Genomic DNA, 15,312 nt, shown 5'->3' with positions numbered 1-15,312 from the left:
CTAATAGCCCTTCATAATATTTCTGTCGTAGGTGTGGACCGCGAGGCCCGCTATCGCTATCGCGAGCGCGTCCGCCGCGTCGTCGGGGCTCGGATTTTTCGTCAGGCCGAGCATGTGCGCGACCATTCCCTGCACCTGCCCCTTCTCCGCGCCGCCGTAGCCGCAGACCGCGAGCTTGACCTCGTTCGGCTTTATCTCGTAGGGCTCGAAGCCGAGCTGCGCCGCGAGCAGCAGCACGACGCCGCGCGCCTGCCACACCATCTCCGCCGTAGTCGTGTTCCTGCCGAAGAAAAGCTTCTCGACGGCCACCATGTCGGGCGGAAATTCCTCGGCCTTCTTTTTCAGCTCAAAGTAGAGCATCGCGAGGCGCTGCGCAAGCGATAAGTCGGGCGGCGTCTTTATCACGCCGTAGGTCTCGCAGCGCAGCGCGTTCCCATACTGCGAAACGACCCCGTAGCCCAGCGTGCCGAGCCCGGGGTCTATTCCTAAAGCGCGAATTCCGCCCTCTTCGTTATTCTTCAATCTCCGCCAGTATCTCTTCGGGAATGTCGAAATTCGAGTAGACGGCCTGAACGTCGTCGTGATCTTCGAAACGCTCGACCATCGCGAGAAGCTTCTGCGCGTCGGCCTTGTTGGTGATCGAGACGGTGTTCTTCGGGACCATCTGGATCTCCATCGTGTCGACGTTGTAGCCGTCGTTCTTCAGCGCTTCGCCGACCTGCGAAAGCACGGAGGGGTCGCAGGTGATTTCAAAGCCGCCGTCCTCGGCCTCGAGGTCGTCTGCGCCCGCGTCGATGACTCTGAGATAGCGCGTTCCTCGTCGATGCCTTCGCCCGTTACCTCGATGACGCCCTTGCGGTCGAAGTTCCACGCGACGCAGCCCATCTCTCCGATGGCGCCGCCCGTCTTCGTGAAGAGCGAGCGCATCTCCGGCGCGGTGCGGTTGCGGTTGTCGGTCATGACCTCGACCATTACGGCGACGCCGTTCGGCCCGTAGCCTTCGTAGAGGACGACCTCCATCTCTCCGCCGAGCTCGCCGGTGCCGCGCTTGATTCCGCGCTCGATATTGTCCACGGGGACGTTGCCCGCGCGGGCTCTGTCTATTGCGACTTTAAGGCGGAAGTTCGAGTTCGGGTCTCCGCCGCCGGCCTTCGCGGCCGCGATTACGTCCTTTATAAGCTTCTGGAAGGCGACGCCCTTCTTAGCGTCCTGCGCTGCTTTGCGGTGTTTGATACCCGCCCAATGTGAATGTCCTGACAAGAAAATCACCTCATAAATATATTTAAAATTTTTTGCTTACAGATTATCGGGCAGTTTTGCCATCGGCGGGAAAAGCCTCTTATGCGCCGAACGTTTGTTCGCGCGTTCGATTTTTTCCTTCGCCGTCTCCGACGCCTCGCCTGTCGCGATGTAGGCGTCGAGCTCTTTGTAGGTGAGCCCCATCTCGGCCTCGTCGGTCTGCCCCTTCCCAAAGAGCCGCAGTCGGCGGACGGTCTATTATCTCGCGCGGCACGCCGAGATATTCCGCGACGGCCCAGACCTCGCCCTTGAGCAGGTCCGCAAGCGGCAGAAGGTCTACGCCGGAGTCGCCGTACTTCGTGAAGTATCCCATCGTTATCTCGTCCTTGTTGCCTCCGCCGCAGACGAGCGCGCCCTGCTGCTGCGCTATCGAGTAGAGCGTAATCATGCGCAGGCGCGGCTTGATGTTCGCCGCCGCCAGTCCGTCGGGCTTCGCGCCTCCGGCCTCAAGCGCGGCGACCTCCGCGTCGTAAACGGCGGAAAGGTCGACCTTCGCCGCTTAACCTTTATGGCGTCCGCGAGCAGAGCCGCGTACTCCTCGTCGATCGGCATGCTGTGGCACGGCATCATGACGCCCGTCACGTTCTCCGGGCCGAGCGCCTTAGCGAGCAGCGCGGCGAGAAGCGCCGAGTCTATCCCACCGCTTATGCCGAGAACCGCGCGCTCCGCCTTCGCTTCCTTAAATCTTTCTCTTATCCAGTTTTCCAAATAATCTGCGATTTTTTCCGGGCTTCGGTACATCGACATAAACAAGACCTCTCTTTCAAAGCGCGTCCAACTTTTTCGCAAACTACATTTTAACACAAATGCTTTTACTGAAAAATAGCGCGCGTAAAAATTATGCGTCGCTTATCTCCGCGAGCGCAGGCGAAGCGACGTCCCGTGCCTCCGCATATTTCGCCGCGGCTGGTGTATAATACCGCCGGTGATGATGGATTATGAAGCTCGCTGAGAAATATAAATATACGCTCTGTCTCGTCTCGGTCGCGGCGTTTTGGAGCACGTCGTACGGACTTTCGAAAATCTGCCAGGAATACGCGAACGCCTATACGCTGCTGACGCTGCGCTTCCTCGGCGCTTTTCTCATAACCTTCCCTATTCTTTATAAGAGCATCACTCCGCTCAATAGACAGGAAATCAAATGCGCGGCGAAGCTCGGGACGCTGATGTTCGTCGCATGTCTCACGATGGTGCTCGGCGTCAAATCGACGACGGCGACGAACGCGGGCTTCATCGTCGGCATGTCCGTCGTTTTCGTGCCGGTCATTCTGCGGATCGTCTATAAGGTACGGATAAGCGTTCATACAATCATCGCGCTCGCGATGTCTATGGCGGGCATCTGCCTGCTGACGCTCGGCGGCGAGATGGGCTTTCACAGCGGCGACCTGCTCTGTCTCGTCTGCGCGGTCTGCTACGCTTCGTATATCGTCTTCACGGGAAGCTCTCTCTGCGGGCTGAACCCCGTCGCGGTCGGCGTCATGCAGTTCCTTTTCATGGGGCTCTACTCCGCCGCCGCCAGCTTGATAGCGGGAGGCTTTACGCTCCCGACTTCCTTCGTTTTCTGGAGCAGCATGGCCGTCATGGTTGTCTTGGGCACGGCTTACTGCTTCATCATGCAGGTGATTTCTCAGCAGCATGTCTCCGCTACGGCGGCGGGCATTACGCTTTCGCTCGAGCCGGTCTTTTCCGCGCTCTTCGCCTACGTCACGCTCGGCGAGCGGCTCGGCTTGGGCCAGTTCGCGGGCGCGGCGCTGATGCTCGGCGGCGTGCTTTGGATTTCGACGCGCGAGCACTGACGCACGCGCAAAATTTACGGAGCGGCACGAAAAAGCGGCGCGGGAGTGTGTCCCGCGCCGCTTTTTGAGCGTTTGGCTGTTTTTCCTAGAATACCGCGTAGTCCACGTCCTTCGGGTCTCCGATGAACATGTACCCCGGAGCGTGCGTTATCGCAAACGGCGGCTTGACGTTCATGACGACCGCCTGCGGGGTGACGCCGCATGCCCAGAAGACGGGCGTCTCGCCTTCGCGTATCTCGACGGGGTCGCCGAAGTCCGGCTTGTTTACGTCTTTGATGCCTATCGCGGCGGGGTCGCCGATGTGTACCGGCGAGCCGTGTACCGCGGGGAAGCGTCCCGTCGAGAGCACGGCCTTCGGCACCTGGTCGTGGCGCACGGGGCGCATGCTGACGACCATCGGGCCGGAGAGGCGTCCTGCGGGTTTGTTCTGTATGTTCGTGACGTACATCGGAACGTTGCGGTTCATGTCGATGTGGCGTATCGGGATTCCTGCCTCGAGCAGCGCGCCTTCGAAGCTGAAGGAGCAGCCGAGGAGGAAGGCGACGAGGTCGTCGCGCCAGTATTTCACTACGTCAGTCGGCTCGTCTATCAGCTCGCCGTCTTTCCAGACGCGGTACTTCGGAATGTCGGTGCGCACGTCGGAGCCGGGAGCGATGAGGCGCGCCTCCCAGTCGCCGGGCTCGGTCACGTCGAGTATCGGGCAGGGCTTCGGGTTGCGCTGCGCAAATACGAGGAAGTCATAGGCCCAGTCCTTCGGCAGGACTATCATGTTCGCCTGCACGTGGCAGTGGCAGAGCCCCGACGTCGGGTGCGTCCACTCGCCTTCGCGTATAATGCGGCGCATTTCTTTCGGGTGTGTCGCGCGGTACGGCGTTACGTCAAACGGGAGCGTCATCCCAGTACAACCTCCTTCAGATTAGTTACTTTAACTCTGGCCGCTTCGAGGGCGGCGCGGACAGCCTTCGCCATTTCGACGGCTTCGGGCGTGTCTCCGTGCATACATATCGAGTCGGGACGGAAATTGATGATCGTGCCGTCGACGGCTTCGACGGTGCCTTCCGTCACCATTCTGACGACGCGCTCCGCCGCCTTCGCCGGGTCGTGAATGACGGCGCCGGGCTGCGAGCGCGGGACGAGCGAGCCGTCGGGCATGTAGCCCCTGTCTGCGAACGCCTCCGCCGCGAACGGCACGCCGAGCTCTTTGGCGGCCTTCTCAAATTCCGAGTTCGCGAGTCCCATGAGGATTATTCCCTCGCCGGCGTCGCGGACGGCGCGCGCTATAGCCGCGGCGAGCGCCGGGTCTTTCGCGGCTTGGTTGTACATCGCGCCGTGCGGCTTTACGTGCTGGAGCGTCATTCCGTTCGCGCGGCAGAAAGCCTGCAAAGCGCCTATCTGGTACAGGCAGTCGGCGTACTCCTCGTCGGGAGTGCATTTCATGTTTCTGCGCCCGAATCCGACGAGGTCCGGATAGCCGGGGTGCGCGCCCGCCGCTACGCCCTTTTTCGCGCAGTTTTCGAGAGTTTTCTTCATTACGAGCGGGTCTCCCGCATGGAAGCCGCAGGCTACGTTCGCCGACGTCACGGCCTCCATTACCGCCGCGTCGTCTCCGAGCTTATAGGCCCCGAAGCTTTCGCCGATGTCGCTGTTCAGGTCTATCTTGTACATTATGAACCCCTCCCCTATTTTATTTCTTCGCAGGTTACGTCGTACTCTCTGCCGTCGATTGTGAGGCGGAGGCGCGTCGACGCGAGGCCTCCCGACGTCTGCGCCGCGCGCGGACGCGAGACGTAGGTGCAGCGCAGCTCGTTCACGCGGCGGACGGCGTCGGCGATTTTCATCTGCTCCGCCGTTCCGTCGTCCGGCGACGCTTTGATGAAGCGCACCGCCGAGCCCGGCATTTTCTGGACTAACGCCTCTATAGAGAGCGGCGTGAGGACGCCTATCTTTGTGTAGCCGCCAGTCGTCTGTCGGTCGGCGAGCATCACTATCGGCATGCCGTGCGACGGCACCTGCACCGCGCCGAGCGGGATTGCGTCGGAGACGATGTCCCCGCTTTTGCCGCTGTGCGCGATTTTGTCGCCTTCGAGGCGGCAGCCCATTCTGTCCGAATCGGAGGTTATCGTGTATTCTGACGAGAAGAGCGTCGATTTGCCCTCCTCCGTGAACATATCCTCCTGAAGCCCCGTCATCAGCGACAGCGGCGCGTCGGGCGGAAACGCGGGGTTGAGCTCTGGCGGCAGCGTAAAGCCGTCGAGTCTTTTCCAGAGCGGCGAAGGCTCGCCGATTTTTACGACGTCGCCGTTTTTCAGCGCGCGTCCATCGAAGCCGCCTATTTTTGCCCGCATGTATGTCGAGCGGCTGTTCATCACGAGCGGCACATCGACGCCGCCCGCGAAGCAGAGATTGCCGCGGCAGCCGCTCTTTGGCCCGGTGAAAGAAATCACGTCGCCGTCCTTCAGTTCGACGACGCGCCACGAGCCTACGGGCCGCCCGTTGACCGAGAAGCCGAGGTCGCCCCCCGCGAAAACCGCCGCTCCGCAGCCGCAGACCTCAAGCTCCGGGCCGAGCAGCGTCACTTCGAGCGCCGCCGCCCCCTCCGGGTTGCCGAGCATCGCGTTGCCGAGGCGCAGCGCCGGAAGGTCCATCGCCCCGGCGACGGGAACGCCGCTCGACTGGAAGCCCCAGCGCCCGAGGTCCTGCACCGAGGTAAGCATTCCGGCACGTCTGACTTTAAGCTCGGTCATTGCGCGTCAGCTCCTTTCAGAACGGGCTTGTACGTGCCCGCAGCGACTTCCGCTTCGATTTTTTTTATACTCCTCTTCCGAAACCGGCACGAAGCGCACCTCGTAGCCCGCCTCGATGAGCGTCGGGCGTTCCGCCTCCGGCGTGAAGAGGCGCAGCGGCGTGCGCCCGATGAGCTGCCATCCTCCGGGGCTGTCTATCGGATAGATGCCGGTCTGCTTTCCGGCGATGCCAACGCTGCCGCCCTTGATGACGGTGCGCGGATTTGCGAGGCGCGGCGTCGCTATGCTTTCGTCCATTCCGCCGAGGTAGGCGAAGCCGGGCAGGAAGCCTATCATGTAGCAGTGGCACGCCTTCGCGCTGTGGCGTTTGACGACTTCCTCTTCCGATATGCCCGCGTGCTCGGCGACGTTTGCGATGTCGGGGCCGTACTCGCCGCCGTAGCAGACGGGGATTTCTATCTCCGTCCCGGCCTCTCCGCCCTCCGCCGAAGGCGCGGGCGCGGACTTCGCCTCTTTAACGACGGCCTCGCGCGTCGTCTTAGTCGGGTCGAAGTAAATCGCGAGCGACCTGTAGGTGGGCAGGCACTCCATGAGCGGTACGCGCTTCTGCGACCTCATGTGCTTCGTCAGCGCCGTCACCGCGTCGTTCGCCGCACGGCTTATCTCGTCCGCAAACTCCACCACTACGCACGACTCCCCGGCCGCAAGATATTTCGGTTCGTCTATGTATATCGCCAAGGCAATCACCTCTCTGCGTGCAGAAATTTTATCTCTGCCGATATTTTATAACAGCGGCTAGCCGAACAGCTTCATTATTCCGGTGAAAGACTTCGCGCCCATCCAGGCCGTGAATGCGACCATGATCCATCCAAGAATCGTGAGGACCATCGGGTGCTTGTAGCCTTCGCCGATGATGCTCTTCCTATGCGCGGCGAGCAGAATCGCGCCGAGCGATATCGGGAGTATCAATCCGTTGACGGAGCCCGCGAAGATGAGCAGCGTGACGGGATTTCCCATCGTCGTGAAGATCGCCGTCGAGATGCAGATGAAGCCTATTATCCAGTAGCGGTGCTTCGCTTCGACGCGCGCGAAGAGCGTGCGCAGGAAGGATATTGAGGTGTACGAAGCTCCGACGACGGAGGTGACGGCGGCGCACCAGAGGATTACGCCGAATATTCTGTAGCCGAGCTCTCCGGCTCCGATGCGGAAGGCCGACGCCGGTGGGTTGCTGGGGTCGAGGACCGCGCCGCCGACCACGACGCCGAGGACGGCGAGGAAGAGCAGATAGCGCATGACGCCCGTGATGCAGACGGCGGAAATGGAGCCGTGCGAAATTTTGCCGAGGTTGTCGACGCCGGTGATGTTCGCGTCGATGATTCTGTGCGCGCCGGAGAAGGTGATGTAGCCGCCGACCGTTCCGCCGACGAGCGTCAGTATCGTGAGCCAGTCTATCTGCGACGGAATAATCGTCTCTTTAAGCGCGAGGCCGACGGGCGGCTGCGTCTTGACGACCATGAAGCCGACCATCGCAAGCATGATGATGCCGAGAACCTTCGTGAACATGTCCATCGCCTTGCCCGCCTCTTTGCTGATGAACAGCACGATGGCGCAGAGCGCGCTTATGATTGCGGCCGGAGCGAGCGGAAGTCCGCATATGACGTTAAGGCCCATCGCCGCGCCGCCGACGTTTCCGATGTTGAAAATGAGGCCGCCTATGGCGACGAGTATCGCAATAAAATAGCCGAGGCCCGGGAAGACTTCGTTGGCTACGTCCTGCGCGCGCTTCCCGGAGACGCCGAGGATGCGCCAGATGTTAAGCTGGACGATGATGTCGATGATGATGGAAACAACGATTGCGAAGGCGAAGGCCGCCTTCAGCTGGTCTGTGAAAACGGTCGTCTGTGTCAAAAATCCCGGCCCGATGGCGGAGGTCGCCATAAGGAAGGCCGCTCCGATAAGTACGCTGGCAGCAGATTCTTTCTTCTCGCTCATTTTTCTTACCTCCTATGGATGATGGAATTAAATCCTCATCTTTATATATGCAAAAAAGTTGCCGAAGAAATACGTCGAACGAGAAAATCAAAAAACGCGAAAAAGCGGCTGTCCGGCTGCTTTTGCTCAAAAAGGCGAAAAAGGCGTGCGGTTTATGCGGCGTGCGGAATCGCACGCGCCGCACGAAGTGCGAAGCCGCACGGCAGAAAAACGCGGCGGGAGGTCAAAGCCGGCAGATTTATATGTAATCGATAAATAAAGGAAATTAAGGGAAGAACGAAATCAGCGGACGCGCGGCGCTCTCAGCTTCGCGCTGTGGTAGGCGACGGTGCGCTCCGGCACGCCGAGCATCCGCCCTATCGCGCCGTTCGTCATGCCCTGGGCGCGGAGTTCCGCAACGCGGGCGCGCAGCTCCGCCACGCTCAAACCTCCGTTCGAGGCGGCGGGACGCGAAAAGAATACGCTCATCGGATAGCAGCGGCCCTTTATTTCGCAGTATGTGCCGCGCGCGCATCTGTGCAGCGTCGATGCGTGAAGAGAGAGCGCCGAGGCGGCTCCGGCGTAGGTCATGGGTCTGGGAGGGAGGCTCATGTCGATGATTTTTTCGCTCTGCGCGGCGACGATGTAGAGCGCGCACCTCATGACGGTGCGGCAGCGAAGGCCGAGAAGCTTCAGCGCGCGCCGCGCCGCGCTCCACTCGCCGCGCATCCACGGCTCGGACGGCGCTTCGCCGGAGGCGAGGCCGAATTCTCCGAAATGGCTTTCGACTACGGGCATGTTGTCCGTCAGAAGGCGCGGCGAAACCTTTCCGTCGTCGATTACGAATTCCACGTCGGCGACGATGTAATGCGTCCGCGCGAAATTTCTGCCGGGCGCTGGGTCGAGGCCGCGCAGCGTGCGCATCGCCGCGGCGACCTGTTCTTCGTCTAGGCCGCGCGCAGCGCCCCATTCGACCGTCTTTCCCGCAAGCAGCGCGCCGCGTCCATCCGTCAGCAGCGTCCACGCCGCGCTCCCCTCAAGCCTCGCGCGGCGCAGCTGTATGCTAAGCGACTCCGCGAGCCCCTGCGCGAAAAGCCCCGCCGGCTCCACGTAATTTTGCAGATTCTCGATAAAACTCCGCGTTTCGGCCAAGGTAAGGCCGGAATGCTCCGCCGCCTGCTCGAACGTGCAATTAAGAAATCCGTCCGCGCCGAGCATCGAGCTCCAAAAGGCGGCGGGGGCTCTGGCGCTCACCTCCGCGTAGCCCGGGCACGAGCATATCTGCGGATAAAGCGCCGAGTCGAGCGACGGGCGCTCCGGCAGATTTTCGTAGAAATCAGCCTCGCTCTCAATGCGCGCGGAAAAATTTCGCGGCGGAGCGAACGATATAAACATGTTGCCCTCCGCAAGCTCGCGGCATGCAGCCGTGAGCTCCGGCAGAGGCGTCAGCAGAAGATTCGCGCCGTGGAAAAGCCGCGGAGATACAGACGGCCTCGGCGCGTTATAAATGGAACGGAGAAGCTTCAGCTCATTCAAGGCCGTGCCTCTGCATCCTTCTTATCAGAGAGAAACGCGAAATTCCAAGCTCAGCGGCTGCCTGCGTCTTGTTCCCGCCGCATCTGGCGATCGCCTCCGCGATAAGCCGCCGCTCTGCCAAGTCGAGAGTCTCCCCGAGCGCCGCGCCCGCTCCGCGCGCTTCAGAGCCGCCGGCGCGCGGCTGCGCTCCGCATTCGAGCATCTCCGCGGGCAGGTCGGCGAGCCGCACGTAGGGATCGTCGGGGCTGCGCAGAATCAGAATCCGCTCAACGACGTTCCGCAGCTCGCGCACATTTCCGGGCCACGGGTAGCTCGTGAACACCTCGCGCACCTCTTCCGAGAGCTCCGGCGCGCTTTTGTTCATGCGCTGCGAGATGTTTTCAAGGAAATACGCCGCAAGCTCGACGACGTCGCCGCCCCTGTCGCGCAGCGGCGGAAGCTTGATCGGAAAGACCGAGATGCGGAAATAGAGGTCCTTGCGGAAGCTGCCGTCGCGCACCTTCTGCTCAAGGTCGAGGCATGTCGCGCATACCAGCTTGAGGTTTACCTTTTTTTCTTTCGTCCCGCCTATCGGGCGCACCGTCCGCTGGTCGATGAAACGGAAGAGCTTCGCCTGAAGCGAAAGCGGCAGGTCTCCTATTTCGTCGAGGAAGAGCGTCCCGCCTCCCGCCGCCTCGATAAGCCCCGCCTTGTCGGAATCCGCGCCGGTGTACGCGCCCTTCATATAGCCGAAGAGCTCCGCTTCGAGCAGCGCCTCAGGTATCGCGGAGCAGTTGACGGCGACGAACTCTCCCTTGCACTTCGACGCGCTGTGAAGCATCCGCGCCGCGACCTCCTTGCCCGTGCCGCTCTCTCCGGTCAGAAGCACCGTCGTGTCCTGATATGGGGCGACCTTTAGCAGCGCTTCCGTAATCTTCATCATCGCGGGCGACGAACCGAGCAGATTGCTGTCGCAGTAGGCGGGCGCTACGCGGTTCCGGAAGCGAATCGACTCGAAGGCGTGCTCCGCCATGTTCATAGCCGCGTCGAGCGGGAACGGCTTGTCGAGGTAGTTATAGGCCCCCTGCCGGATGGCCCTTACGATAAGGTTCGAGTCTCCGAAGGCCGTCATCATAATGACCTTGCAGCGCGGCGCCGCTTTCAGTATCACGGGCAGCGCGTCTATGCCGTCGCCGTCGGGCAGGCACTGATCCAAAAATATCAGCGACGGTATCGAGCTGTTCAGCGCGTCGTAAAGCTCCGCGACGCTTCCGAGGCATTCGACGCTGTGGCCCTTACGCTCGAAAGCGCGTTTCAATCCGTTCGCCAGGTTCGTTTCGTCGTCCACTATCCAAACGCTCATCCTTCAATCCTCCGTTCCGCAAGCTTCAAATATACTCTGAAAGTCGCGCCGCCTGCTTCGTTCTCAAGCGACAGCTCGCCGCCCAGGCTTTCCGTTATCCTCTGAACAATGCTGAGGCCGAGCCCCGTCCCCTCCTTCTTCGTAGTGAAGAAAGGGTCGAATATTCTGTGCTCGATGCCTGGCGGCACGCCGCCGCCCGTGTCCGATACCGTTATCACGCCGCGCTCCTCCCTTCCGTCAGCGCTCTGCGAAAGCCCGACGGATATGGAAAGCGCGCCGCCGCGTCCCGACGCCTGAATAGCGTTGATCGCAAGATTCATTACGACTTGGCGCAGCGCTTCGCCGTCCGCCATCACTTTCACGTCGGGCGCGCCGCATTTGAGGACGAGGCGGACACCGTGTTTCTGCGCCTGCGGGCCGATCATCGAACTCGCCCACGGGAGGATGTCGTCGAGCCTCGTCGGGCTTACGACCGCGGGGCGCGGCCTGACAAACGAAAGAAGCTGCACGACGATGTTGTTCAGCCTGTCCATCTCCTCGCCGAGCACTCTTATCTGCTCCTCCGCGTCGCGTATATCCTCGCCGCGGAAATCTCCCGCTCCGATTCTTTCAATCTCGTCGCGCAGCAGGTCGGTCTGTATCCTCATGCTCGCGAGCGGATTGCGTATCTCGTGCGACAGCCCCGACATCATCTCTCCGAGGGCCGCGAGCCTGTCCATCCTGCTGAGCTGGCGCTGCACCTCGCGCCAGCGCGCGAGCTGCGCAGACATGTCGTTGAAGCTGCCGATAAGCTCCGAAAATTCCGAAGGCGAAAAAAGCGACTGCGGCACGCGGACGGACTTCCCCGCCGCTATCTCCCGGCACATCCACGTTAGCCGCCGCAGCGGCCGCGTCAGAATGTAGGATAAAAAAACCGCTAGCTCGACCGCGACGATGAGGCCGAGTATCCCGACCAGGATGAGATAGCGTTCCTCCTCCACCATATCGGCATAAATCGCTTCATAATCTATGACGAAGCCGCAGACGCCGCCTCCGATTGCAAGCTGCATCTCCGCCGGCTCGCCCTCCATGCAGGGACGCCAGTACGGGCCGAGCTCCTCCTCCGCCTCCGCGACGGACGAATATTCGAACCGGTAAATGCTGAGCAAACGCTCCGCCCTTTCGGCCATGAACGCCGCCTCGTCGAGCTTCCGCGTATAGCTCTGGTGCAGCCGCGTCCCAAGGATGAGAGCCGCCGTCGAAAGCGCGACGAGCAGAAACATCCATTTCATAAAGCTTTCGAGGCTTACCGCCCTACGCATGACGGCCTCCGGCTGCGCGCCTTACCGCAAAGACAAGCCCTTCGGCGAGCATTACGTAAAGCATCGCGTATTCCGGCTCGACGCCGAAGATCATGACGAGGATTAGCTGAGCCGAGAGAGCGAACAGCAGCACATAAAACAAAATGTCGCGCGCCACAAGCTTCGGAGTAAAAAGCGGATAGAAATACAGAATAGCGACGAGCGTCCAGCTTATCGTCCCGAGCCTGATATATCCGGGAAGCCCGGCGTTGCCGAGCAAAAGCGCTACGGATGCGATGACCGTAATCGCTATGCGGTTTGCCAGAAGAAAGCGCTCGCCGCCGAACGGGCCGCCTTCGCCCTCGCGCTTCATCGGCAGCAAATCGTAGCAAAGCGAGCATGCGGCTAGAAGAAGCTGCGAATTGGCCGTGCTCACCGCAGAAGCTATGACGCAAATAAGCAGCAGCATCGCGGCAAACGGCGGAAGAAACTGCCCCAGCGTCGCAAAGCCGAGCGTCTCTTCAATATTCCCTATAAACGGATGCGCCGTCCTGCACGCCATAACGAAAAACGTAACGCAAAGATAGACCCAGCCGATTATGTAGGGCGACACGGAAATCAGGCGGAAGGCTTCCTTCTTGCTGCGGCAGGCGATTATCCGTATGGCATACTGAGGATTTCCGGCGACGCCCAGCCCCCACGCGAGCATAATCACAGTGCCGGAGAGCGCGTCTGAAAGAGAAAGACCCTCGGCGGCGAAGCGTCCGCCCTCCGACTTCAGCACGTCGGCCGCAGCGGAGAGGCTGAAACCGTCGGGTAGCGCAAACCACGCAGCGGCGCTGACCCCGGCCACGATAAGCAGCAGATTCAGCGTGTCGCTGCGCACAACCGACGGATAGCCGCCGAACGTAGTGTAAAGCACGAAAAGGTAAATCAGCGACGTCGAAGCGAAGCCTCTCGGGATTTCAAGCATATACGACACAATAATGCCAAAGGCGCGGAACTGTATGACGAGATATATAGTGTACAGCAGAACCATAGCCGCGGCGGCGAGCTTCCGCACGCGCGCGTCGCCGTAAGTTTTCTCAAGCCACTCCGGCAGCGAGACGACCCTCGCGCGGCGAAGCCGCCTGACGATGAACGGGAACAGCAGAAAGCCGAGCATCCAGCCGTTCACCGAAGCCCAGAAAGCTATATAGCCCTCTCTGTAGTACCACATGCTGAAGCCTACAAGCGAAAGCGGGCTTATCCACGTCGCGCAGAAAGTCCCGACCGTAGGCCAAAGCGGCACGCCGCGCCGTCCGATATAAAACGAACGCAGGCTCTCTCGCTGCGGGAACGACTGCCCCGTGAGCAGGATTATTGAAATCGTATAGACTGCGAACGCGGCGAGGTAATAGGCAAGAGGGGGCATCCTAACGCCGCCTCCTTGAAGAGACGAAATGCACGACGCACCCCGGCGCTATTATCAGTATAACGAACACCAACCAAATCACCGAGCTGATCCTCATCTCACCGCCGTCCCTTCGGCTGCACGCAAATTTTTAAGGCTGTCGTTTTACCGTTTTGCTATATTATATCATTTGCTCAAAACGGGAAAGCCGCGGCGGTCAGGCAAAACGGCGGCCTTGGCAAAACCGAAAGCGCCTGTAGTATAATCTAACCGTACAAGCTGAAAGTTGGAGGCGGCACGATGGCGAAACAGCAGCCCGAGGGCGTATATCTTTATATAAACGACAGCGGAGAGAGATTCATCACGATAGTCGACGCCTTCGGCATCGCGAATATGCTCCCGTGGATGCAGCCGGGCCAGACCGACAACATCATCGAAAAGAGCTGGAACCTGACCGGCGATTTTATCAGGCTGAAGATTTCGGACTGATTTTTTACACTCAAAGACACAAAACATCCGCGCAGCCTATAGCGACCGCGCGGATGTTTTTATATATGCGTATATGTCTTTGCGAAAAAACTAGAACGCTTCGACTTTGTCCGCGGCTATCTTTCCGAACCACTCGCCTACTTCTTCGGCGTCTTTTTCGTAGCCGGCGCGGCCCATGAGGCCGTAGGTGTATTTTTTGCCCTGTTCGACGCCGGGCTGGTCGAAGGGGTTGATGCCCATCATGCGGCCTGTGAGCGCGGTGAGGTATTCGTAGAAGAATACGAGCGCGCCGACGGTCTCTTCGTCGAGCTTTTCGAGCTCTATCCACATGAGCGGATGGCCGGATTTGACGATGGCGGCGGCGGTGCTTTTCGCTTCGAGGTTGAGCATCGCGCCTATGCCCTGGCCGTTGAGGTATTCGAGCGGCTTGAGCGCTTCGTGGTCGATGTTCGGGACGACGGCTTCGGGGCCGTGGTCTTTGAGGCTGATGAGGGTGAAGAATTTATCGTCGGGGCCTTCGGTGTAGAGCTGCACCTGCGAGTGCTGGTCGATTGAGCCAAGCGCGCGGACGGGCGTCGTGCCGAGTCCCTGCTTGCCGAGGCTTTCGGCCCAGAGCTGCGCATACCATTCCGCAAAGTAGGCCATTTTGCTGGAATAGGGCATGAGGACGGACATGGGGCGGTGTTCGTCAGCGTGGGTCATGTGCAGCGCGGCGAGGCGCATCGCTGGGTTTTTGGCGAAGTCCGTCTCTTTAGCGACGAGCTCGCGCATGGCGGCGGCTCCGCGGAGCAGCGCGGCGGCGTCTATGCCGAGCGCCGCGGCGGTGACGAGCCCCGCCGGGCAGAGCACGGAGTAGCGTCCGCCGACAGATGCGGGGAGCTCCATCACACGGCAGTCGGAGTCCTTCGCAAAGGCGCGGAAGATTCCCTTCTCGGGGTCGGTGATTACGAGGATGTCCTTGTCGCTCTGGCCCTTCTTGAGCATTTCGTCGCGGTACCAGAGGAACTGCGTCATCGTCTCGGCCGTCGAGCCGGACTTGCTGACGCCGACGAGGGCCACTCTGCCGCCCTTCACGCGCTCCCATATCGAGAGCGTCTTGTCCGGGTCTGGATTGTCGGCGAGGTAGAACTTCGGCTTCGCTTCGGTCTCGTTGTAGAATCCGTCGAGCAGCGCCTGATTGAGCATGAGGTTGCCGAGCGCGGAGCCTCCTATGCCGACCTGTATCACGCTGTCGTAGCCGCGCAGCCACTCTGCGGTCTCGGTCACTTGTGCGGTGGAACAATCCGGCAGAGCCATCCATCCGTGGCCCTCCGTGTCGAAGGACGTCTCGTTGATCCAGCGCTGGGCTTCGAGCGCCGCCTTTTCGTACTTGGCGCGCAGAGCGCACGAATCAAGGGCGCTCTTGCCGAACGCCGCGCCGAAGGAGAATGAAACTTTATTCATCTGTAATCACCGGCCTCTT

General features: G+C 60.7%; 18 protein-coding genes and 1 pseudogene. 3 read left to right on the top strand and 16 right to left on the bottom strand.

Annotated features, from left to right (window positions below):
• From ruvC to ABGT66_RS07635, 6 genes and pseudogenes are all read right to left on the bottom strand, one after another.
• Positions 1–522 (bottom strand): crossover junction endodeoxyribonuclease RuvC, encoded by a 522-nt coding sequence (gene ruvC / locus ABGT66_RS07660; RefSeq protein ID WP_294194647.1) that lies wholly within the window; start codon positions 520–522, stop codon positions 1–3.
• Positions 512–748, bottom strand: a complete 237-nt coding sequence (locus tag ABGT66_RS07655) for a YebC/PmpR family DNA-binding transcriptional regulator (RefSeq protein WP_346690457.1) — start codon at positions 746–748, stop codon at positions 512–514. The genes ruvC and ABGT66_RS07655 overlap by 11 nt, the downstream gene beginning before the upstream one ends.
• Positions 703–1,260 carry a YebC/PmpR family DNA-binding transcriptional regulator gene (locus ABGT66_RS07650; protein ID WP_346689914.1) on the bottom strand — a complete coding sequence of 186 codons (558 nt, stop codon included), beginning with the start codon at positions 1,258–1,260 and terminating at the stop codon, positions 703–705. The genes ABGT66_RS07655 and ABGT66_RS07650 overlap by 46 nt, the downstream gene beginning before the upstream one ends.
• Before the next feature lie 36 nt (positions 1,261–1,296).
• Entirely contained in the window at positions 1,297–1,443 is a 147-nt protein-coding gene (locus ABGT66_RS07645) for a hypothetical protein (protein ID WP_346689912.1), read from the bottom strand.
• Positions 1,444–1,522: 79 nt separating this feature from the next.
• Positions 1,523–1,729: pseudogene (gene nadE, locus ABGT66_RS07640) on the bottom strand (NAD(+) synthase); the annotation flags it as partial.
• Entirely contained in the window at positions 1,684–2,040 is a 357-nt protein-coding gene (locus ABGT66_RS07635) for a hypothetical protein (RefSeq protein ID WP_346690456.1), read from the bottom strand. The pseudogene nadE and the gene ABGT66_RS07635, both read right to left, overlap by 46 nt.
• Before the next feature lie 197 nt (positions 2,041–2,237).
• On the opposite strand from ABGT66_RS07635, the gene ABGT66_RS07630 reads away from it, so the two are divergent.
• On the top strand, positions 2,238–3,095 hold the full coding sequence (locus ABGT66_RS07630; RefSeq protein WP_346689911.1) for a DMT family transporter: 858 nt from the start codon (positions 2,238–2,240) through the stop codon (positions 3,093–3,095).
• Between the two features lie 85 nt (positions 3,096–3,180).
• On the opposite strand, the gene ABGT66_RS07625 is transcribed toward ABGT66_RS07630, so the two are convergent.
• Genes ABGT66_RS07625 through ABGT66_RS07605 form a run of 5 tightly spaced genes read right to left on the bottom strand, consistent with a single transcriptional unit; the run spans position 3,181 to position 7,831 of the window.
• Positions 3,181–3,990, bottom strand: coding sequence for a putative hydro-lyase (locus ABGT66_RS07625; RefSeq protein ID WP_303149228.1), 810 nt, complete (start codon positions 3,988–3,990; stop codon positions 3,181–3,183).
• Complete coding sequence (locus ABGT66_RS07620) at positions 3,987–4,760, bottom strand: 5-oxoprolinase subunit PxpA (RefSeq protein WP_346689909.1); 774 nt, start codon at positions 4,758–4,760, stop codon at positions 3,987–3,989. Before ABGT66_RS07620 ends, ABGT66_RS07625 begins: the two co-directional genes overlap by 4 nt.
• Before the next feature lie 14 nt (positions 4,761–4,774).
• The gene (locus ABGT66_RS07615; RefSeq protein WP_346689908.1) at positions 4,775–5,839 is read right to left on the bottom strand and encodes a biotin-dependent carboxyltransferase family protein; all 1,065 of its coding nucleotides are present in this window, start codon (positions 5,837–5,839) and stop codon (positions 4,775–4,777) included.
• Between the two features lie 6 nt (positions 5,840–5,845).
• The gene (gene pxpB / locus ABGT66_RS07610) at positions 5,846–6,577 is read right to left on the bottom strand and encodes a 5-oxoprolinase subunit PxpB (protein WP_346689907.1); all 732 of its coding nucleotides are present in this window, start codon (positions 6,575–6,577) and stop codon (positions 5,846–5,848) included.
• 57 nt (positions 6,578–6,634) lie between these two features.
• On the bottom strand, positions 6,635–7,831 hold the full coding sequence (locus ABGT66_RS07605; RefSeq protein ID WP_346689906.1) for an NRAMP family divalent metal transporter: 1,197 nt from the start codon (positions 7,829–7,831) through the stop codon (positions 6,635–6,637).
• 58 nt (positions 7,832–7,889) lie between these two features.
• On the opposite strand from ABGT66_RS07605, the gene ABGT66_RS07600 reads away from it, so the two are divergent.
• Entirely contained in the window at positions 7,890–8,090 is a 201-nt protein-coding gene (locus ABGT66_RS07600) for a hypothetical protein (protein ID WP_346689905.1), read from the top strand.
• Between the two features lie 23 nt (positions 8,091–8,113).
• Here the strand turns inward: ABGT66_RS07600 and ABGT66_RS07595 are convergent, their stop codons facing one another.
• Genes ABGT66_RS07595 through ABGT66_RS07580 form a run of 4 tightly spaced genes read right to left on the bottom strand, consistent with a single transcriptional unit; the run spans position 8,114 to position 13,382 of the window.
• Positions 8,114–9,346, bottom strand: coding sequence for a hypothetical protein (locus ABGT66_RS07595; protein ID WP_346689903.1), 1,233 nt, complete (start codon positions 9,344–9,346; stop codon positions 8,114–8,116).
• On the bottom strand, positions 9,339–10,688 hold the full coding sequence (locus ABGT66_RS07590; RefSeq protein ID WP_346689901.1) for a sigma-54 dependent transcriptional regulator: 1,350 nt from the start codon (positions 10,686–10,688) through the stop codon (positions 9,339–9,341). Before ABGT66_RS07590 ends, ABGT66_RS07595 begins: the two co-directional genes overlap by 8 nt.
• On the bottom strand, positions 10,685–11,989 hold the full coding sequence (locus ABGT66_RS07585) for an ATP-binding protein (protein ID WP_346689899.1): 1,305 nt from the start codon (positions 11,987–11,989) through the stop codon (positions 10,685–10,687). Before ABGT66_RS07585 ends, ABGT66_RS07590 begins: the two co-directional genes overlap by 4 nt.
• Positions 11,982–13,382, bottom strand: a complete 1,401-nt coding sequence (locus ABGT66_RS07580) for a sodium:solute symporter family protein (RefSeq protein ID WP_346689897.1) — start codon at positions 13,380–13,382, stop codon at positions 11,982–11,984. Before ABGT66_RS07580 ends, ABGT66_RS07585 begins: the two co-directional genes overlap by 8 nt.
• A gap of 279 nt (positions 13,383–13,661) precedes the next feature.
• Here ABGT66_RS07580 and ABGT66_RS07575 point away from each other — a divergent pair, with 279 nt between their 5' ends.
• Positions 13,662–13,850, top strand: coding sequence for a hypothetical protein (locus tag ABGT66_RS07575; RefSeq protein ID WP_294194671.1), 189 nt, complete (start codon positions 13,662–13,664; stop codon positions 13,848–13,850).
• Positions 13,851–13,940: 90 nt separating this feature from the next.
• Here ABGT66_RS07575 and ABGT66_RS07570 read toward each other — a convergent pair whose 3' ends face one another.
• On the bottom strand, positions 13,941–15,293 hold the full coding sequence (locus tag ABGT66_RS07570; RefSeq protein WP_346689895.1) for a glucose-6-phosphate isomerase: 1,353 nt from the start codon (positions 15,291–15,293) through the stop codon (positions 13,941–13,943).
• Positions 15,294–15,312 lie beyond the last annotated feature (19 nt).

Source organism: uncultured Cloacibacillus sp., assembly GCF_963926575.1.
Lineage (GTDB): Bacteria > Synergistota > Synergistia > Synergistales > Synergistaceae > Caccocola > Caccocola faecigallinarum.
This window is presented reverse-complemented; position numbering and strand designations above follow the sequence as displayed.

Bases quoted from the DNA above. Each gene is read 5' to 3' on its own strand.
- ABGT66_RS07645 (WP_346689912.1), bottom strand. From the start codon at position 1,443: ATGGGGCTCACCTACAAAGAGCTCGACGCCTACATCGCGACAGGCGAG.
- ABGT66_RS07635 (WP_346690456.1), bottom strand. From the start codon at position 2,040: ATGTACCGAAGCCCGGAAAAAATCGCAGATTATTTGGAAAACTGGATA.
- ABGT66_RS07630 (WP_346689911.1), top strand. From the start codon at position 2,238: ATGAAGCTCGCTGAGAAATATAAATATACGCTCTGTCTCGTCTCGGTC.
- ABGT66_RS07625 (WP_303149228.1), bottom strand. From the start codon at position 3,990: ATGACGCTCCCGTTTGACGTAACGCCGTACCGCGCGACACACCCGAAA.
- ABGT66_RS07620 (WP_346689909.1), bottom strand. From the start codon at position 4,760: ATGTACAAGATAGACCTGAACAGCGACATCGGCGAAAGCTTCGGGGCC.
- ABGT66_RS07615 (WP_346689908.1), bottom strand. From the start codon at position 5,839: ATGACCGAGCTTAAAGTCAGACGTGCCGGAATGCTTACCTCGGTGCAG.
- ABGT66_RS07605 (WP_346689906.1), bottom strand. From the start codon at position 7,831: ATGAGCGAGAAGAAAGAATCTGCTGCCAGCGTACTTATCGGAGCGGCC.
- ABGT66_RS07590 (WP_346689901.1), bottom strand. From the start codon at position 10,688: ATGAGCGTTTGGATAGTGGACGACGAAACGAACCTGGCGAACGGATTG.
- ABGT66_RS07585 (WP_346689899.1), bottom strand. From the start codon at position 11,989: ATGCGTAGGGCGGTAAGCCTCGAAAGCTTTATGAAATGGATGTTTCTG.
- ABGT66_RS07580 (WP_346689897.1), bottom strand. From the start codon at position 13,382: ATGCCCCCTCTTGCCTATTACCTCGCCGCGTTCGCAGTCTATACGATT.
- ABGT66_RS07575 (WP_294194671.1), top strand. From the start codon at position 13,662: ATGGCGAAACAGCAGCCCGAGGGCGTATATCTTTATATAAACGACAGC.
- ABGT66_RS07570 (WP_346689895.1), bottom strand. From the start codon at position 15,293: ATGAATAAAGTTTCATTCTCCTTCGGCGCGGCGTTCGGCAAGAGCGCC.